Source organism: Frateuria sp. GZRe12 (assembly GCF_051900535.1).
GTDB lineage: Bacteria > Pseudomonadota > Gammaproteobacteria > Xanthomonadales > Rhodanobacteraceae > Frateuria_A.
Genome location: NZ_JBHZGI010000009.1, coordinates 61,634 through 76,939 on the forward strand (window position 1 = coordinate 61,634; position 15,306 = coordinate 76,939).

A 15,306-nucleotide genomic window follows, 5' to 3' on the forward strand; every position below is an offset into this window, starting at 1 on the left:
ATAGTACTATCTGATTAGTAGATGTCAACGACGCCCTGAAGACGCCCTGTGCCACTCGCTGGTGCCCTCTGGAAAGGGGTTGCAGAAAACGGGCCTCGGCCGAACCGGAACTCCGCGAGCCGGCCGGGTTGCCCCCGGACGTTGCGAACCCGACGTGGGCAGCCGCATCCCACGGAAGCGCCTTGACCACGTCAGCAAACTCGGCCGCCGAAACACACAATCCGTCTACATACCGTGGAGCAACTTCCGCCGCGAGTGAGGGGTGCTTGAGGCAACGGCGTTCGTTTCTCGATCCGCTGGACATCGAGCCATGGAGACAGACCCATGTTTTCTGTCCCGTCGACAACGCACGCCGTTCTCCAATCCGCAGCGATCGCGCATCCCTTCGGCGCTGCCTGTCGAATGCCCCCCCGCCGGCATGGCAGCCCCTTTTACAAATGGACGACCGACCGGTCCGGCAAATACCGGTAAGGAGTTCGAGATGGCATCGATAGGCGCCCTGCTTGCCATCGCAGCACTGCTGCTGATCCCCCTGGTTCCGGCCGCAGTGCTCTACAAGGCACTTACCCCCAAGCGCCCGGCGGACGCGACCGGCAACGCCACGCCCGAGGAAGGAGAAGCCCAGGGGGGCTGGAGCGCCGACGGGCGCATGTTCGGAAAGGCGAATCTTACGTTCAAGGTCGTCGGCTCCACCGCCACCTACGTCGTGCTGCTGGCGGTGTCGATATTCACCTACCTGTTCCTGATGAACGAAGCGGACAAGGACGCCCAGCGCATCGCCGATTCCCTGAAAGACAACCAGGCATGGACGGTACGGGTACCCATCCGGCTTCGCGACGCGAGCGGCAACGTACTGCCCGTCGATGGCGGAACGTTGCCCCAGGTTCGCGTCGAAACCCAGCCCGCGCTGATCCAGGCATCCGCCAGCGACATCACCTTCCGCGTCATCCTCTCGGACGGCAAGTTTCCCACGGCGCGCTTCCAGCTCCCCGCGCTGGATCCGGTCGTACTGGATCTCAACGATTCGGAAAAGGTCCGGTTCGACTATCCGTCACGCCAGATCATCGGGACCCAGCCGGTGTGGATCGTATTGAGGAACGCCTATGGCGCAACCAACGGGAGCCAGCTGGCGACCTATCCGGATCCGGCGGATGAGGCGCGCCCGCCATCCCCGACAACGTCGCCGGTGTCCCGGTCCCAGGGGAACGCCCAATGAAAAAGTGGCTTCTGTTGTTGCTGGTCTTCGCTTGCACGGATGCGGCCGCGGTCACCGTCGTTCGCGGCCGAGTCGACATCACGCTCCAGTACGGGGTCGTGCCGATGGCTGGTGCGACCGTCAGCCTGTGTGACAGCGGTGGCGGCTGCATGAGCTATGTGACCGGATCCGACGGCATGTACTACTTCAATGCCGTGCCGGGCAACCAGGTCATCATGATCAACGGCGTCCAGCGCCTGCAGCTGGTAGTGCCCGACCAGCAGTATCTGGACGTTGCGCCGATCAAGGCCAACTGACATGCACCCGCTCCCCGCGCTTGCGGTGCTCCTGTCGTTCGCCATGTCCGCCGCAGCGGGATCGCCGGCAGGGAAAACGGAAAGGACATGCAAGGTCCAGTTCGGTGGCGACGCATTCCTTGCGGCGGCGTCCCAGCGAGGGCTCGAGCCGGAGCGCAGGACGGCGTGCGACAGGGTGTCGATTTCGGACAACGCGTTCTACGCGATGCCGCTATCCGCGTGCGACATCGTCTTCGAAAACGCCACCTGGCTCATCAAGAGCGCAAGATTCCAGAACCTGCGGGGCAACGGCGGCTTTACCGCACGCGCCACTAAAGACGGACTCGAAGTCCGGATAAAGCCGGCCGGCGGGTTCTATCTCAACCAGGTGACCGTGACCGTCACCGGCGCCTTCGCATCGTGCAAGGACGTGACGATCGAGGACGTGCTCGGTGACGGATAGCGGTGCTGGCGAACGTCCGCCATTCATCCGCTGATTGGATTCCCGGTAACGCTGCGAAGGCATCGGTATTGCCACCTACCTGCAGAAAGCGAGCGATCCGGCGTCACCACAGGTGGTCGGGGGAGCGTCGGTACCCCGGCTGCGGCGGGCGACCAGCTCGACCTGGCCCCACCGATCCGTTTCACCCATCGACCTGACCGGGATCAAGACGACAAGCGCGTCGATCGGAAAGCATGCGGTGCAGCAAAACGACATGCCTGTAACGAGGCCGCACGATGGAATTCCATATCGCAGTCACCGATGCCAGCCCTCGCCTCGAGGTGGTCCAGGACGCCATGTTCGACATCGACCCGAGCGCGCTGGTCGATCTCGACATGAGCGGCCTGGTCATGCGGATATCGTCCTGGGTGCCCGTAAAGGACCTGATCGGGGTCCTGCAGCGAACCGGCTGGACGGTGCAGACGGAGCAGGTGGTGCAGTTGCCAAGCATATGTTGTGGCGGCTGCTCCGGCTGAAGGCGACCCAGGGTGTCGACGCTCTCAGCGGACGCCCTCGATCACCACCAGCTCGGAAGATTCCGGCGTCGGCAAGCTTACCGCCAGGCCGGCACCCATCAGTTCCCTCCCGTCGACCACGCGATCGGGCGAGGTGTGGTCGCGGAAGAGCACGCGGTACCGATGACCGGCGCGCAATCCGCGTAGCTTGAAGCGGAACACGCCGGGCGCCGGATCGCTGCCGTGGAACGCGAGAACCACGCCCTGGTCGCGTACGCCATCGAAATACTCGGTGCCATCCCAGCCCTTGCCGTCCGGGCGCGGCCCCACGTGATAGAGATCTGCGGTACGGATGAGCGGCCGCAGCGTCGACTGGTAGAAGGCGATCTCCCTGGCCGTGGCGGCGTGCTGCGCGGGCGTCCAGCGGTTCGTGTCGATCATCACGGTGAACCAGCCCATCATGCCGCTGCGAAGCATGTAGCGGAAATTCTCGATCCGCGGCGTCGGCCACGCCTTGACATAGGTTTCGAGCATGGCCGGCGGCAACACGTGGCTGGCGTCGTAGAACGCCTGCCGGTTCGACAGCGGGTCGTAGGAATCGACGATGGAGAAGTAGTCGCCGTGCGCGGCACTGCCGAAATCGACCATGCGCCCGCCGTCGTTGCAGACCTCGAGCAGCAGGCCGGGATGCCGGCGCTTGAGCGCCTGCTGGATGGCGTAGTACGCGCGCGTGGCGTGCAGGCTGACGTCGGTCGCGTTGCTTCCGTCGACCCAGAGAAAGTCGTCATCGCGGTAACGCCGGATGCGGGCGGGGTCGGCCGGCGCGTGCGGATGATCGTCGCGGTCGCAACCCTGCGCGACGACGTAGCCATCGTGTTCGAGCATGTCGAGGTGGTAGTCGCGCACGAGGCGATCGGTCTCCCCGGTCGCCCAGGCCTGTGCCGCCGGCACGCCCAGGTCGATCGTCATGCCCTTGAACTCGGTGGGTTTCCAGCCAGGCGGCGGGTCGGTGGTCAACCAGTCGCGTACCTTCGGATCGGCAACGTCGAGCGCACCCTTCGCCGAGCTGGTACCCGCCTGGGCCCAGTCCGCCCAGAGCCCGAACTTCAGGCCACGACGGTGCGCGTAATCGGACAACGCTGCCACGCCGTGCGGGAATTTGGCTGGGTCCGCGTGCCAGTCGCCGACGGACCGGAACCAGCCCGCGTCCAGGTGGAACATCTCGAAGCCCAACCGCTTTGCATCGTCGATCATGCGCCGCGCCTGCGCCTCGTCGATCGCCATCGCGCTGCCCCAGCTGTTGTTCGTCACCAGCGGATAGGCCGGATCGGCCAGCGTCGACGGATCACCCAGCACCTCGCGCACCCAGCGCCGCACCGCGTTGCCGGTATCGTCGACATCACCGTCGGTGGCGCCGACGAAGACCGTCGGGGTGGTGAAGGTTTCGCCGGGTGCGAGGCGGGTGCGGAACGGACCGGGCTCGGGATCGAGCCCGACCGTGCCTTGAAGCTTCGCGCCCTTTCGCGCCAGCGTCATCGCAACACGACCACTGAATTCCACGCCCACGTACCAACCGCCGATGCCTGCGTCATCGCTGCGGACGAGGAACCAGGGAATGATCTCGCGCGCCTCGCCCGGGCGCGGATGCGCGAACGTGCTGGAGGTGCCTCGCCAGTCGTGGCCATCGGCGATCGGCAACCGGTGGGTCCCCACCGGCGGCGGCTCGCCGGCGCCCTTGTCGATCCACACCAGCTGCAGCGGCTGGCCCGCCGCGATCTTCCAGGCGACCTGCAGACTGGCTTGCAGCGGAAGCCGGACGGGATGCCCGCTGCGGTTCTCGATGCGGATGACGTGCTCGAGCGGACCGTGCGAAGCCCGCGCGCGCCAGTCCCAACGCAACCGCAGTCCGGCGGCGCGATCCTCGTAGACCAGGCTTGCGGCGTCCGCCCCGTGACGGCTGGCGTCGGGATCGAAGCGCCAGTGCAGCGCTACCTCCCTGCCCTCGACATCGGCGTGCCCGATCAGGGCCGCGGCCGCGGCGCCCTGCCAGGCGACGCCACCAGGGCGCGCCAGTTCCAGCAGCTCCGGCGCCGATTCCCCGTCCCGCACGGCGATCCGGTTGTCCAGGTTGCCGATACGGATCGGCGACGACTGGGCCCAGGTCGCCGGCGGCCACGCCGCCAGAAGGCCGAGTAGGAGGCAGGCCCATGCAGGACGAAGGGTCATGAGCGTTCCGGATAACGCGATCGCGATTCACCGGATGGTCGCTCTTGTCGACAGGCGATGCCAGCGCATGGCCGGCCGCAAGGATCGCGCTCGCCCGCGTCCGCACTGAGCGGAACGCTTCATGTCGTGCCCAGACTCCCGATCGAACCGCACCCGGTCTTTCTCGCGCCGTCCGCAAACCAGGCGCCGGACCGCTATTCCAAGCCGACGACAAACAGCGTGCTCCGAACCGGGCACGCGAACCACGCCATCGCACTGGAAGCCGAGCTTTTCCAGCAGCCGGAGGCACGCGGCGTTGTCCTCGTCCACGATCGCCAACATGCGCCTTGCGTCGAGCACGCCGCGCGCGTGGGCCTTCGTCGAGACGACGCATCGCCTCACGCTTGCAACTGCGCAGGGACTTGCTGCCGCAGACCCTGATGCTTGCCGCGGAAGGCTCGCTCGCGGTGTCCGTCAACAGGACTATCTCGACTGGCTCCCGCTTCGCCGGTTCGTGCTACGCGTGACCACTTCCGCCTGAACGGTCGCCGGCTTTTGTGTGATGCGGTTCTCAGCCGCCCCGCCAGACCCACGGGTCGAGCGGGCCCTTTTTGCCAACGTGGTCATAAATCTGCCATTCAGGTTCCGCTGTCGAGCTTGCTCAGCCTTGTGAAGGCTGTGCATTTTTGTCGTGAGCTTCGCGTGACGAAGTTTGACCCGACAAAAGACTTGAGACCTGCCTAACCATGAACGTTTTCGTTAAAAACCAAAAGCTTGCGACCGTTTCTCGTACGTCCGTCACCGCGAAGCGCTCTGTGAAGAAGCCGTTGATGCTGGCATTCACCGCACTGGCCCTTTCCGCGGTCGCCGCGCCCTCGGTTGCAGCCAACTGGTGGAACCCCAAGCCGCATACCGTCATCGGCAGCGCCTATGTGGATGTGCACAAGTTCGGAGCCCTGGGCAATGGCGTGCATGACGACACCGCCGCCATCCAGGCCGCCGTCGACTCGCTGCCGACCAGCGGCGGCACCGTTTTCGTGCCGGCTGGCCACTACATGGTCAACGCCACCAAGCCGATCAAGCTGCGTTCGCACACCCGCCTGAAGATGGACCCGGCCGCCACCCTGGAAGTCATCCCGACCAGCGCCGGCCGCTACATGCTGATCCAGGTCTACAACGCGACCGACGTGCGCGTGGTCGGCGGCAACCTGATCGGTGACCGCGTCAAGCACAAGGGCACCAAGGGCGAGTGGGGCTACGGCGTCAACGTCACCGCCTCGACCAACGTCGTGCTGAAGAACATCAAGATCTCCAACTTCTGGGGCGACGGCATCTGGATCGGCGCCAAGGACGTCAAGCGCGTGCACGTGCGTTCGGACTACGTCACCGTCAACGGCGTCGTATCGAGCAACAACCGCCGCCAGGGCCTGTCGATCGGTCCGGCCCAGCACGTCTACATCGTCAACAGCACCTTCCAGAACACCAACGGCACGGCGCCGGAAGCGGGTATCGACATCGAGCCGATGACCGAAGGCAACACCAACACCATCCGCCTGGAGAACAACACCTTCGCCGGCAACAACGGCAACGGTATCGAAATGCACGCCCACATTTCCGACATCGCCATCGTCGGCAACACGATGAAGGGCAACCGCGGTTTCGGCGTTCTCGGTGTATCCGCCCCCTACGTGACCGTCACCGGCAACACCATGACCGGGAACGGCCTGGCGGGCGTGCGCCCCAGCGGCAAGTCGCACGACTGGTCGATCACCGGCAACACGCTCAAGTACAACAGCACCCGCTACATGTCCGCGACCAAGGACGGCGGTTCGCTGAGCCGTGACCTGCAGTTCGGCGCGAACGTGTACAACATCAAGGTGTCGAACAACATCTTCTCCAACGCCAAGTACAACACCTATATCCGCTAAGCATCACCAGCGTGTACTCCACGGGGCAGCCTTGGCTGCCCTTTTTTTTCTTCGCTTTCCTTCGCGACCTATGGCGCCAATCCGGCCAGCCAGGCAAGCACGGTCTTCGACAGTTCGGTGCGCATATCCGAATAGGCGTGATCGGTGGCCAGGTGCGTGGCGGTGACGTGACCGTCGCCCGCCTTGCGGAGCGCGTCGGCGAAGGCATCGTTGTAGTTGGCCAGGCCGTCGTCGGAGGTGACCACGAGCACGTTGCGGTCCTTCAGCGAGTGCGCCTTGGCGGTGAACATCCAATCGGCGGCGTGCGCGGCCACCTGCTGCGCCAGACCATCGGGTGTGCAGCCATGCAGCGGGGCCATGCCTTCGTCGGCCAGGGCGGCGGCCATTTTCCCGGTCGCGTTCGCGCTGGCGTTTTCGCGCCGCAAATGCAGAAACTCCCCACCGAGATCGCCGCCGGAAATCACGCCGATGGCTCGGATGCGGGGGTCGGCCGCGGCTGCCTGGACCGCCATGAAGCCGCCCATGCTGTGGCCAATCAGCACGATGCGCGCGGGATCCAGTCGCAGCTTCCTCGCCACGGCTGGCTGCCGCAGGTAGGCCAATGCCGAGGCGACATCCTCGATGCCGTGGCTGAAGGAGAAATCGCCCGGCGTACCCCATGACCCGCGGTAGTTGAAATAGAGCACGTCCCAACCGGCGCGACGGATGTCCTGCGCAAGGTCCAGGTTGCGTTCGTTGCCGGGGAAACCGTGCAGCAGGATCACCGCCGGGTGCGGGCCGGCACCTGCTGCGACGTACACCAGCGCATTCATCCGTTTGCCGTGGCTGGGGATTCCCATCGTCTGCATCGACGCGCGTTTGTCAGCAGATTGGCTGTGTTCGGCGGCGGAAGCCGGACGTGCCTGCGGGCTGGCGATGCAGTTCAAACCAAGAAGGAAACCGACGGCCAGAAGGCCTTGTCGCGCGTGCTTGTTCATGCGTCCTCCCGTGCGGAGCGGGCCGTCGGAAGCGGCGCGTTAGCCGCGTCGGCCTGCCGTTCGGGCGAAAGACTACAGGTTTCGGCCGCAGCGGATACCGGCACACGATGCGCGATCGAAGGCGGCGCTGGCATCACGCAGCCTGGCCGCTATCAATTGATGATCTCTCCCATGCCGCTTTCGACGCGACGCCTCAGGTCCCGGATGAACTGCGCGTCATACGGCTCCCAGCTTTCGAGCTCCCCCACGATCCGCAGCGGCGAGGCGGTTCGATACGACCGCGTCGGGTTGCCGCGGAACTTCTTGTTCGTGACGTTCGGGTCGTCTTCAAACGCTGCGGTCGGCTCCACGACATAGACCCGTGGCCTGCCCTTGCCCCGCGCCATCTCCGCGGCCAGACCGGCTCCCTTGGGCACGGCCGTGAAATACACATGGTTCATCACGATCCGATCGTCGTAATTGGAAACGAACCCGGCAGTCAGCAGGTCGCCGACCGAAAGGTCCGCCCTGGTGCCGTGATAGAACGGCCCTTCCACCCGCATGCAGTTGTCATGCGAAACCGGAATCCACGCGTCGTCATGCATCGTCCGGCGCCCGCCACGCTTGCTGCCCAATCGGCAGGGCGGCGATCCTAGGCCAGGCGGCGAGCCTTGCCGCAAGCCCCGGTGGCTGATATAAATTCTTGGTGGGAGGCGCAGGTGCGCCTCCTTTTTTTTTCGCGTCGGCGGCGCCACGCGACTCGCAGGCTCGAGCGACAGCCGCGACTGTGGCTGGTCAGTCCCGCTGGAACATGACGCGCTCGGGCTGGTGCAGCGAAAAGCCCTGCGCCATGTCGACGCCTAGATCGCGCAACGACGCCATGACCGCCTCGTCGGTCACCCACTCGGCGACCACCACCAGGCCCAGCCGGTGTGCGATGTCGCTTACCGCCCGCACCATCGCATGGCTGATCGGATCACTGAGCATGTCGCGGATGAAGCTGCCATCGATCTTGAGGATGTCCACCGGCAGATGCTTGAGGTAGGAGAACGACGACATGCCCACGCCGAAGTCGTCCAGGGCGACGCGGCAACCGGCATCCCGCAGCCGGGTCACGAAGCGGATGACGTCCGCCAGCTTGCGTACCGCCACCGTCTCGGTGATCTCGAAACACACGCGCCCGGGCGCCACGTCGTGCAAGCGCAGCAGCTCGACGATCCGCTCGGCCAGCGTTTCGTCGTCGATGCTGGCGCCGGACAGGTTGATCGCCACCATGCGTAGCGCCGCGCCCGCCGGATGCAACCGGTTGACGTTGGCCAGCGCGGTCTCGATCACCCAGCGATCGATCAGCGGCATCAGGCCATAACGTTCGGCCGCGGGAATGAATGCCCCGGGGGACACCAGCTCGCCGTGTTCGTCGCGAAAGCGAAGAAGGAGCTCGACGTGGATCCCCGACGGCTCGGCGCCGAGCGCACGAACCTCCTGGTAGGTCAGCACGAAGCGCTGCTCCTGCACCGCCCAGCGCAGACGGTTGGCCCACTCCATCTCGCCACGCCGCAACGCGCTCTGCTCGTCCCGTTCGGAGTAGAAGTGCACGCGGTTGCGCCCCTGCTCCTTGGCCATGTAGCAGGCGGTATCGGCGGCGGCGAGCAACTCCGCCAACGGCGCGCCGGGACGATCGATCATGACGGCCCCCACGCTGATGCTCGCCATGTAGCTCTTGGTTTCCCAGACGAAGACGAAGCCGTCCAGGCCGCGGCGCAGGTGCTCGGCCAGCTCCGCGGCGTGCGCGGGCGTATCCAGTCCCGCCAGGATCACGCCGAATTCGTCGCCTCCCAGCCGCGCGAGAACATGCTCTTCGCCCAGCCGCGCGCGCATCACCGTGGCCAGTTGCAGCAGGAGCTGGTCACCTGCCACGTGCCCGGAGGTGTCGTTGACCAGCTTGAACTGGTCCAGGTCGATGAAAAGCACGGCGGCATACGGTGGCGACTCGCGAACGTCCCGGGTCACCCGCTGCAGGCGACGCTCGAATTCGCGCCGGTTGATCAGGCCGGTGAGCTCGTCATGCGTCGCCTGGTAACCGAGCAGCTCGGTGAGCGCGCGCTGCTCGGTCACGTCGCTGGCGACCATGGCCCATTGCGGACGTCCATCGAGCATCAGCCAGGACATCGACACGCTGGCCCAGAAGCGTCCGCCGGCTGCATCGTGAAGGGCCAGCTCGACCGCGCCGGTCTCCGGACTGGCAAGACGCCGTTCCACCTCGACCTCGTCCACCTCCAGTACCGAGGCCAACGAACTGCCTGCGAGGCTCTCCCCCAGGCGCCCTCGCGCGGCCTGGTTGGCGTAGACGATGCGCCCGTCCGCGGCGTCGGCAAGCACCACGAGCGCGGGAAGCAGCTCGTTGAGGGTACGGAAGCGCTCTTCGCTTTCCTGGTAGCGCTCACCCAGGCGCCGCCCCAGTTCCACGGCGCGACGCCGCGTGTCGGTCAGCGACCAGACCAGCAGGCCGAGCAACACGCTGGCGATTATCCCGGCGGGCGCCACCGATTGCGGCCAGGGCGGACTGCTGTCCGCCTCCGTCGGAAAAACTGCCAGTTCCCAGGTGCGTCCCCCAAATGGCAAGCGATGGACGATCGCCGGCGCCGCTCCTGGCGCGCCGGCGCGCGACTCGAAAAGCGAAACGTGCGGCAACCGGGTGATATCCGTCACCGAAATGCGCGCCGCGTTCAGTAGTGGTGCCGGCAGGCCGGTCCGGATCAGGTCGGCGATCCGAAAGGAGATCGCGATGGAGCCACGCAGCCGTTGCCGGCGCGCCGCCGGCGAGTCGAGCAAAGCGCCGGGCCCGAAGTCCGGCAACCGCATCGTGATGCCCTGCCTATGCCCGCCGGCGCCCAGGTCCTGTATGAGCGGAAACGGCTCCGACACGGCCAGCCGGTCCGTGTCGCGCGAGTCGAGCAAGGCCTGCATGTTGGCCGGCTGGTCGACGACGTCCAGCCCCAGCAAGTTGCGATTGCCGTCCAGTGGCGCGACCAGCGTGGTCGGGAAATGGTCGCCGTCGGGCCGCGGCACGCGGGCGACGTACGCCACGGCGAGCAGGCTGGGAAATTCACGACGCGGATCGAGGTTGGCATACACGCGCGCGAACTGATCCGCATCCATCTTCCCGGAGACCAGGAACATCGTCTGCAGGGATCGCAGCAGCAGCTCGGCCGAGCGCAGCTTCGCCCGCAACTGGACCGTCCCCTTTTCCGCTTCGGCCACTACGGCATCACGCTGCGCCGCCTGCCACTGCCGCGCCTGGATCCGGTACAGCCACAACGTCAGCAGAAGCCCGCAGCCGACCGCAATCAGTCCCCAGAGCACACCCGGCACCCGGCTGGCCAGTGGCAGGGCATCCTGTTCGACGACTTGCGGCGCAAGGAGACGTCGGTCGGTCGATTTCGGTGGCACGGATTCCCCTCGGCAAGCCCCGGTCCGCCAGGCTATGGCGGGCACCGCGATCATATCCCGGGAAAGTGAGGCTTCCGGGAATACGGTCCACAGAAGGAAGGGCTGCGCGATACCTTCCACGGCTGCAAACGCCACGACAGGATTTGCCCATCGGCAGGGATGGATTGGACTGCGGGCAGACCAGGGCCGTCGCGGGCTGAGCGATTGCCGAGGGGCACCTCGCCTTGCCCCTGTTTTGCCATCCAATGGTTCGCCCGCGACAAGGCCGAGGCTGCTTTCATCGGAGTTCAGCGCGTGACTCACGCGGCCCAGACCGGGGGTTACGCAGTCTTGGCATACACGCGACGAATGAGAAGGCGGTGCCCGATGGAAATGCCAACGAACTGGGACAGAGACCGCCCTCCACTCCCCGTAAGCGCCGTGGTCACCGGTGCCGTAGCGAGCCTCGCTTCGGTGGCCGCCCTGGCGCTGCTGGCCCGAGCCGAGGGCAAAGGCCCCTTGCAACCCATCAACGCGACGAGCCACTGGCTGCATGGCGAGAAAGCGGCCGGGTGTGACGCGCTCGATGCCAGCCACACGCTGCTCGGCTTCGCGACCCACTACGCGTCGGCCGTTTTCTGGGCGCTGCCTTTCGAGTTCTGGCGCGCCAGGCACCGGCCATCGACCGCAGGCACGCTCTTGCGTGGCGCCTGCGTGACGTCCGCGGTCGCCGCAGCCATCGACTACGGTGTCACCCCGAAAAGGTTCACGCCCGGGTGGGAGCTGGTGCTCAGCAAGCGCTCGATGGTGGTGACCTACGCCGCGCTGGCGTTCGGCCTGGCCGCGGGTGCGAAGCTTGCGCAAGCGGTGGGTGGCCATCGTTGAACGAATAAAACCGCCCAGCAATCAACACGCTCGTTCATTCGGGCTTCTCTGGCTTCGAAAGCTGGCCACGAGATCGGATACGGCACGTCATCGCAAGCGCGTTCGTAGAGCTTCAGCTCCGACGTTGCGATCTCGTACGCCTCAACGAGGTTTCGTTGTAACCGACCCGTTCCACTGCAGCTGCCGGCTCTCGATCACGCGCGCTTTGTTCCGCCCTCACTCCCCACAACCGAGAGACGACCCTCCCGCCGTCGGGTGTTCCGCGCGGGGACCACGCACGCGTTCGAGGTGCGCCAGGCCCCATACCCTTGCTTGCTCGACCAGCGGGAGCACCGACTCACCGTAACGGCTCAAGCGGTACCTCACCGGCGCTGGCACCGGTCCGATCACCTGCCGCTCGACCAGGCCATCGGCTTCCAGTTCACGCAGTTGTTCGGTCAATACCTTGTGCGAAATGGGAGCGACGCGGCGTAGCAGTCCGGAAAAGTGATTGGGTTCGCGCGCCAGCCAATACAGGATCGTGAGCTTCCATTTGCCGCCGACCGCGACGAACGCGGCATGCAGTGGGCAACCGGCGAGCGGATGTGGTTTCGCCAACAGATACGCACCTCGGGGTGCCGTCTTGTCGCTGTGCATGGCTGCCTCTAGCGTTCAGTCACCGACCGCGTTGGAGCATGCCATGCCGAGCCTTTCCCGTGCTTTCCTGCCGTGGCTGGCCGCCTTCGGGCTGCTTTGCCTGCCGGCCCTGCCCCTCTTCGCGCGACCGGAAGCGCAACCCACCCGCATGCCGGCGCAGACACCGCGCGACGGCCCGCACGATTTCGATTTCGAGATCGGCACATGGAAGACCCACCTCAAGCGGCTGGTGCATCCCCTGTCGGGGTCCGACGAATGGGTGGAATACGAGGGCGTGACCACCGTGCGCAAGGTCTGGAACGGCCGTGCGAACCTGGTCGAGCTGACCGCCGATGGTCCCACTGGCCACTTCGAGGGGTTGAACCTGCGCCTCTACAACCCGCAGTCGCGCCAGTGGAGTCTCAACTTCGCCAGCAGCCGCAGCGGAACACTGGGCCAGCCGACGATCGGCGGATTCGCCAACGGCCGTGGCGAGTTCTACGACCAGGAAGACTTCGACGGACGCGCCGTCTTCGTCCGCTTCGTGATCACGCCGATCGACGCGGACACGGTCCGCTTCGAGCAGTCGTTCTCCGACGACGGTGGCAAGACCTGGGAACTCAATTGGGTCGCGACGGATGTGCGGATGAAAAAACCAGGGTCGGGGTCGCCATCGGAAGGCGCTGGCTCGTGATGTGGTCGGCAAGGCGTTCGGCTTCTGCGAGCGACCGCAGGGCCGACCGAAAAGCGCGCGTCGGAACGGGCGTCGAGGTCCAACCAACGCAGCTCCACCACGCGGATCCGGTCGCAGGCTCGGGGCCGAACAACACGGTCGTCCAGCGCTTTCACAGACGCCGGACATGGGCTGGACCCCTTTCCCTCATGGTTGTTCAAGCACGAACGACCCAGATGCCAACGAGCGCCGCGAGTGCCACCAAGACCAGAAATCCGTTGACGCTGACCAAGAGCCAAGGCGGTAGCCGGCGGATGTCGGGACGGGGCGGTGGTGCACCCGGATCAAGCTCCCGCCATACCCCTGCAAGGAAACAGAAGCCGCTGAAAAGGATCAGCACCGAACCCGTCGCGCTGGCCAGCCACGGATCCACGACGTCTTTCAGCAGGGCCTTGGCGCCGACACCCGCAGCCAGTGCCGAGAGTCCGGTCCGGACCCACGCCGCGTAGGCCCTCTCGGCGGCGAATATCGTGCGGTCCGCTGCGAGTTCCGTCCGGCGATCCGCACTGTCGGTCTGCTGGACCGCACTGTCCTTCAACTTGATCGCGCTCTCGGCGAGCCTGGCAGGCGCGCTGTCTTTTTCCCGGGTGCCTCTCATGTCACGTTCCTCGCCTGATGCACTGACCGGGAATGCGTTTCCCGGGACCAGGAAGGGGACCCTATGCCGTCATGGCGCTTGGTCATGTGAGACCGCAAGAGGGTGCCCCTCCACCGCTCCGAACAGAAGATTCCGATTCCGCTAATCGTCGGTTGGCAGAAAGGGCCCTGAACCTCTTGCTCGAAAGGCGCGCCTATCGGCGCGGACCGCTCAGCGACCTGCTCCGGAACGAATGCAAGACGCTCACAAAAGCTGAAGCACCATTTCGCGCCGCAAGAACTTGCGTGGCGATCGAGCCCAGCAGAAGAGCCGCATTCAGGGGGCCGGACCCAGACCGCACGAACCGAATCAGGGGACTACCGTCTGGGAGGTTCACCCATGAAAACCCACAAGCTTGCCGGTTCGGTGTTCGCCCTCCTGCTCACTGCCCTGGGCGCCTCATCCGCTGTCGCACAGACCAACACCGCCGCGATCCTTTTCACGCGGGTCTTCTATGAACCCGTCACCGACACCTTCCGCATGGAACTGGGCCGCGTGAAGCCATCCGGGGAAGACGTGGTACGGCTCGCCCCGTTCACCTATGGAGTCGAGAACTTTGACCCCGCATGGTCGCCCGCCGGCGCCGCCGTCGTGTACACGGCGACCGAACCCAACGTCGGCCGTCCGGCACAGTTGTATGTGGTCAACCGGCAGGGCGGCAACCTGCGCAAGATCACCACCGGGCCCGGCAGGCACAGAGGCGCCTCCTGGGGTCCCAACGGGATCATCGCCTTCATCACGGACGACAACCGGCCATCCCATTACTGCCTGGGCACCGTCCGCCCCGATGGCACGCAGCAGCGCATCCTGTTCTGTCCGCCGCGTCCGACGGGCGCGACCGACGATTACATGTTGCTGTCGCGGCCCCAATGGTCGCCGAGCGGCAATAGCGTCTACGTCGTGGCCGACACTGACGAGGGCGTGGACGGTAGCAGGTCGTTTTCGAATACCTACCGGGTCAACGTTTCCACCGGCGCAGTAGTGAAGATCGCCGGACGGGTGATCCCTGGGAGCATTCGGCATCTGACGATCGCTCCGGATGGCAAGCATGGCGTTTACGAAGGCGACCCGTTGCAGGTGATCGACTTCGCCACCGGCACTTTGCGACCGCTGCCGACCTACGGTTTCTCGCCGCTGTATTCCAGGGACGGCCGCAAGATTGCCTTCTCCAGATCGGATGATGGTTACCTTCACGTCTACGTGGTGCACACCGACGGAAGCCACCTGCACCCGATCCAGGTCAACCCGGACCCCGAAGCCGACTACGAACCATTCGACTGGTCTTTCGATGGCACCCGCGTGCTGGTGACCAAGCAGAAAGCGGGAGAAGCGCATGTGCAGATCATTGACCTGCGCAACTACACGGTGACGCGCGTCATCCACGGCGGGGCGGGCCTCGGCGCGTGGTTCCATCCGTAAGAGTGCAAAAAAATTTCGAGTCAGAGTGGACTTTCAAAGTCCACTCTGGTG

Annotated in this window: 14 protein-coding genes; 8 read left to right on the plus strand and 6 right to left on the minus strand. The window is 65.5% G+C overall.

Annotation, left to right across the window (positions count from 1 at the left end):
* Positions 1–481: 481 nt before the first annotated feature.
* The 4 genes from ACFWZ4_RS16215 to ACFWZ4_RS16230 all read left to right on the plus strand — a co-directional run bounded on the left by ACFWZ4_RS16215 (position 482) and on the right by ACFWZ4_RS16230 (position 2,469).
* Complete coding sequence (locus ACFWZ4_RS16215) at positions 482–1,216, plus strand: hypothetical protein (protein WP_439705698.1); 735 nt, start codon at positions 482–484, stop codon at positions 1,214–1,216.
* Entirely contained in the window at positions 1,213–1,512 is a 300-nt protein-coding gene (locus ACFWZ4_RS16220) for a hypothetical protein (RefSeq protein ID WP_439705699.1), read from the plus strand. The genes ACFWZ4_RS16215 and ACFWZ4_RS16220 overlap by 4 nt, the downstream gene beginning before the upstream one ends.
* Position 1,513: 1 nt before the next feature.
* Positions 1,514–1,954 (plus strand): hypothetical protein, encoded by a 441-nt coding sequence (locus tag ACFWZ4_RS16225; RefSeq protein ID WP_439705700.1) that lies wholly within the window; start codon positions 1,514–1,516, stop codon positions 1,952–1,954.
* 275 nt (positions 1,955–2,229) lie between these two features.
* Positions 2,230–2,469 (plus strand): hypothetical protein, encoded by a 240-nt coding sequence (locus ACFWZ4_RS16230; RefSeq protein WP_439705701.1) that lies wholly within the window; start codon positions 2,230–2,232, stop codon positions 2,467–2,469.
* A 24-nt stretch (positions 2,470–2,493) separates the two neighbouring features.
* Here the strand turns inward: ACFWZ4_RS16230 and ACFWZ4_RS16235 are convergent, their stop codons facing one another.
* The gene (locus ACFWZ4_RS16235; protein WP_439705702.1) at positions 2,494–4,674 is read right to left on the minus strand and encodes an alpha-galactosidase; all 2,181 of its coding nucleotides are present in this window, start codon (positions 4,672–4,674) and stop codon (positions 2,494–2,496) included.
* Between the two features lie 809 nt (positions 4,675–5,483).
* Here ACFWZ4_RS16235 and ACFWZ4_RS16240 point away from each other — a divergent pair.
* Complete coding sequence (locus tag ACFWZ4_RS16240) at positions 5,484–6,581, plus strand: right-handed parallel beta-helix repeat-containing protein (protein ID WP_439705703.1); 1,098 nt, start codon at positions 5,484–5,486, stop codon at positions 6,579–6,581.
* A gap of 68 nt (positions 6,582–6,649) precedes the next feature.
* Here ACFWZ4_RS16240 and ACFWZ4_RS16245 read toward each other — a convergent pair whose 3' ends face one another.
* The 3 genes from ACFWZ4_RS16245 to ACFWZ4_RS16255 form a co-directional block, all read right to left on the minus strand.
* Positions 6,650–7,429 (minus strand): alpha/beta hydrolase family protein, encoded by a 780-nt coding sequence (locus ACFWZ4_RS16245; RefSeq protein WP_439705704.1) that lies wholly within the window; start codon positions 7,427–7,429, stop codon positions 6,650–6,652.
* 281 nt (positions 7,430–7,710) lie between these two features.
* Positions 7,711–8,142, minus strand: a complete 432-nt coding sequence (gene arr, locus ACFWZ4_RS16250) for an NAD(+)--rifampin ADP-ribosyltransferase (protein ID WP_439705705.1) — start codon at positions 8,140–8,142, stop codon at positions 7,711–7,713.
* Positions 8,143–8,332: 190 nt separating this feature from the next.
* A complete protein-coding gene (locus ACFWZ4_RS16255; protein WP_439705706.1) occupies positions 8,333–10,987 on the minus strand; it encodes a bifunctional diguanylate cyclase/phosphodiesterase in 2,655 nt (884 codons plus the stop codon).
* Positions 10,988–11,407: 420 nt separating this feature from the next.
* Between ACFWZ4_RS16255 and ACFWZ4_RS16260 the strand changes: the two genes are divergently transcribed.
* The gene (locus tag ACFWZ4_RS16260) at positions 11,408–11,851 is read left to right on the plus strand and encodes a hypothetical protein (RefSeq protein WP_439705707.1); all 444 of its coding nucleotides are present in this window, start codon (positions 11,408–11,410) and stop codon (positions 11,849–11,851) included.
* Positions 11,852–12,067: 216 nt separating this feature from the next.
* On the opposite strand, the gene ACFWZ4_RS16265 is transcribed toward ACFWZ4_RS16260, so the two are convergent.
* On the minus strand, positions 12,068–12,487 hold the full coding sequence (locus ACFWZ4_RS16265; protein ID WP_439705708.1) for a winged helix-turn-helix transcriptional regulator: 420 nt from the start codon (positions 12,485–12,487) through the stop codon (positions 12,068–12,070).
* A gap of 43 nt (positions 12,488–12,530) precedes the next feature.
* Here ACFWZ4_RS16265 and ACFWZ4_RS16270 point away from each other — a divergent pair, with 43 nt between their 5' ends.
* The gene (locus tag ACFWZ4_RS16270; RefSeq protein WP_439705709.1) at positions 12,531–13,160 is read left to right on the plus strand and encodes a hypothetical protein; all 630 of its coding nucleotides are present in this window, start codon (positions 12,531–12,533) and stop codon (positions 13,158–13,160) included.
* 196 nt (positions 13,161–13,356) lie between these two features.
* On the opposite strand, the gene ACFWZ4_RS16275 is transcribed toward ACFWZ4_RS16270, so the two are convergent.
* Positions 13,357–13,797 carry a YidH family protein gene (locus tag ACFWZ4_RS16275; protein ID WP_439705710.1) on the minus strand — a complete coding sequence of 147 codons (441 nt, stop codon included), beginning with the start codon at positions 13,795–13,797 and terminating at the stop codon, positions 13,357–13,359.
* A 378-nt stretch (positions 13,798–14,175) separates the two neighbouring features.
* Between ACFWZ4_RS16275 and ACFWZ4_RS16280 the strand changes: the two genes are divergently transcribed.
* On the plus strand, positions 14,176–15,255 hold the full coding sequence (locus ACFWZ4_RS16280; protein WP_439705711.1) for a TolB family protein: 1,080 nt from the start codon (positions 14,176–14,178) through the stop codon (positions 15,253–15,255).
* Positions 15,256–15,306: the final 51 nt, after the last annotated feature.

Coding starts and splice junctions, on each gene's coding strand:
- ACFWZ4_RS16265 (WP_439705708.1), bottom strand. CDS start 12,487: ATGCACAGCGACAAGACGGCACCCCGAGGTGCGTATCTGTTGGCGAAA.
- ACFWZ4_RS16220 (WP_439705699.1), top strand. CDS start 1,213: ATGAAAAAGTGGCTTCTGTTGTTGCTGGTCTTCGCTTGCACGGATGCG.
- ACFWZ4_RS16230 (WP_439705701.1), top strand. CDS start 2,230: ATGGAATTCCATATCGCAGTCACCGATGCCAGCCCTCGCCTCGAGGTG.
- ACFWZ4_RS16280 (WP_439705711.1), top strand. CDS start 14,176: ATGAAAACCCACAAGCTTGCCGGTTCGGTGTTCGCCCTCCTGCTCACT.
- arr (WP_439705705.1), bottom strand. CDS start 8,142: ATGCATGACGACGCGTGGATTCCGGTTTCGCATGACAACTGCATGCGG.
- ACFWZ4_RS16215 (WP_439705698.1), top strand. CDS start 482: ATGGCATCGATAGGCGCCCTGCTTGCCATCGCAGCACTGCTGCTGATC.
- ACFWZ4_RS16235 (WP_439705702.1), bottom strand. CDS start 4,674: ATGACCCTTCGTCCTGCATGGGCCTGCCTCCTACTCGGCCTTCTGGCG.
- ACFWZ4_RS16270 (WP_439705709.1), top strand. CDS start 12,531: ATGCCGAGCCTTTCCCGTGCTTTCCTGCCGTGGCTGGCCGCCTTCGGG.
- ACFWZ4_RS16240 (WP_439705703.1), top strand. CDS start 5,484: ATGCTGGCATTCACCGCACTGGCCCTTTCCGCGGTCGCCGCGCCCTCG.
- ACFWZ4_RS16225 (WP_439705700.1), top strand. CDS start 1,514: ATGCACCCGCTCCCCGCGCTTGCGGTGCTCCTGTCGTTCGCCATGTCC.
- ACFWZ4_RS16275 (WP_439705710.1), bottom strand. CDS start 13,797: ATGAGAGGCACCCGGGAAAAAGACAGCGCGCCTGCCAGGCTCGCCGAG.
- ACFWZ4_RS16245 (WP_439705704.1), bottom strand. CDS start 7,429: ATGCAGACGATGGGAATCCCCAGCCACGGCAAACGGATGAATGCGCTG.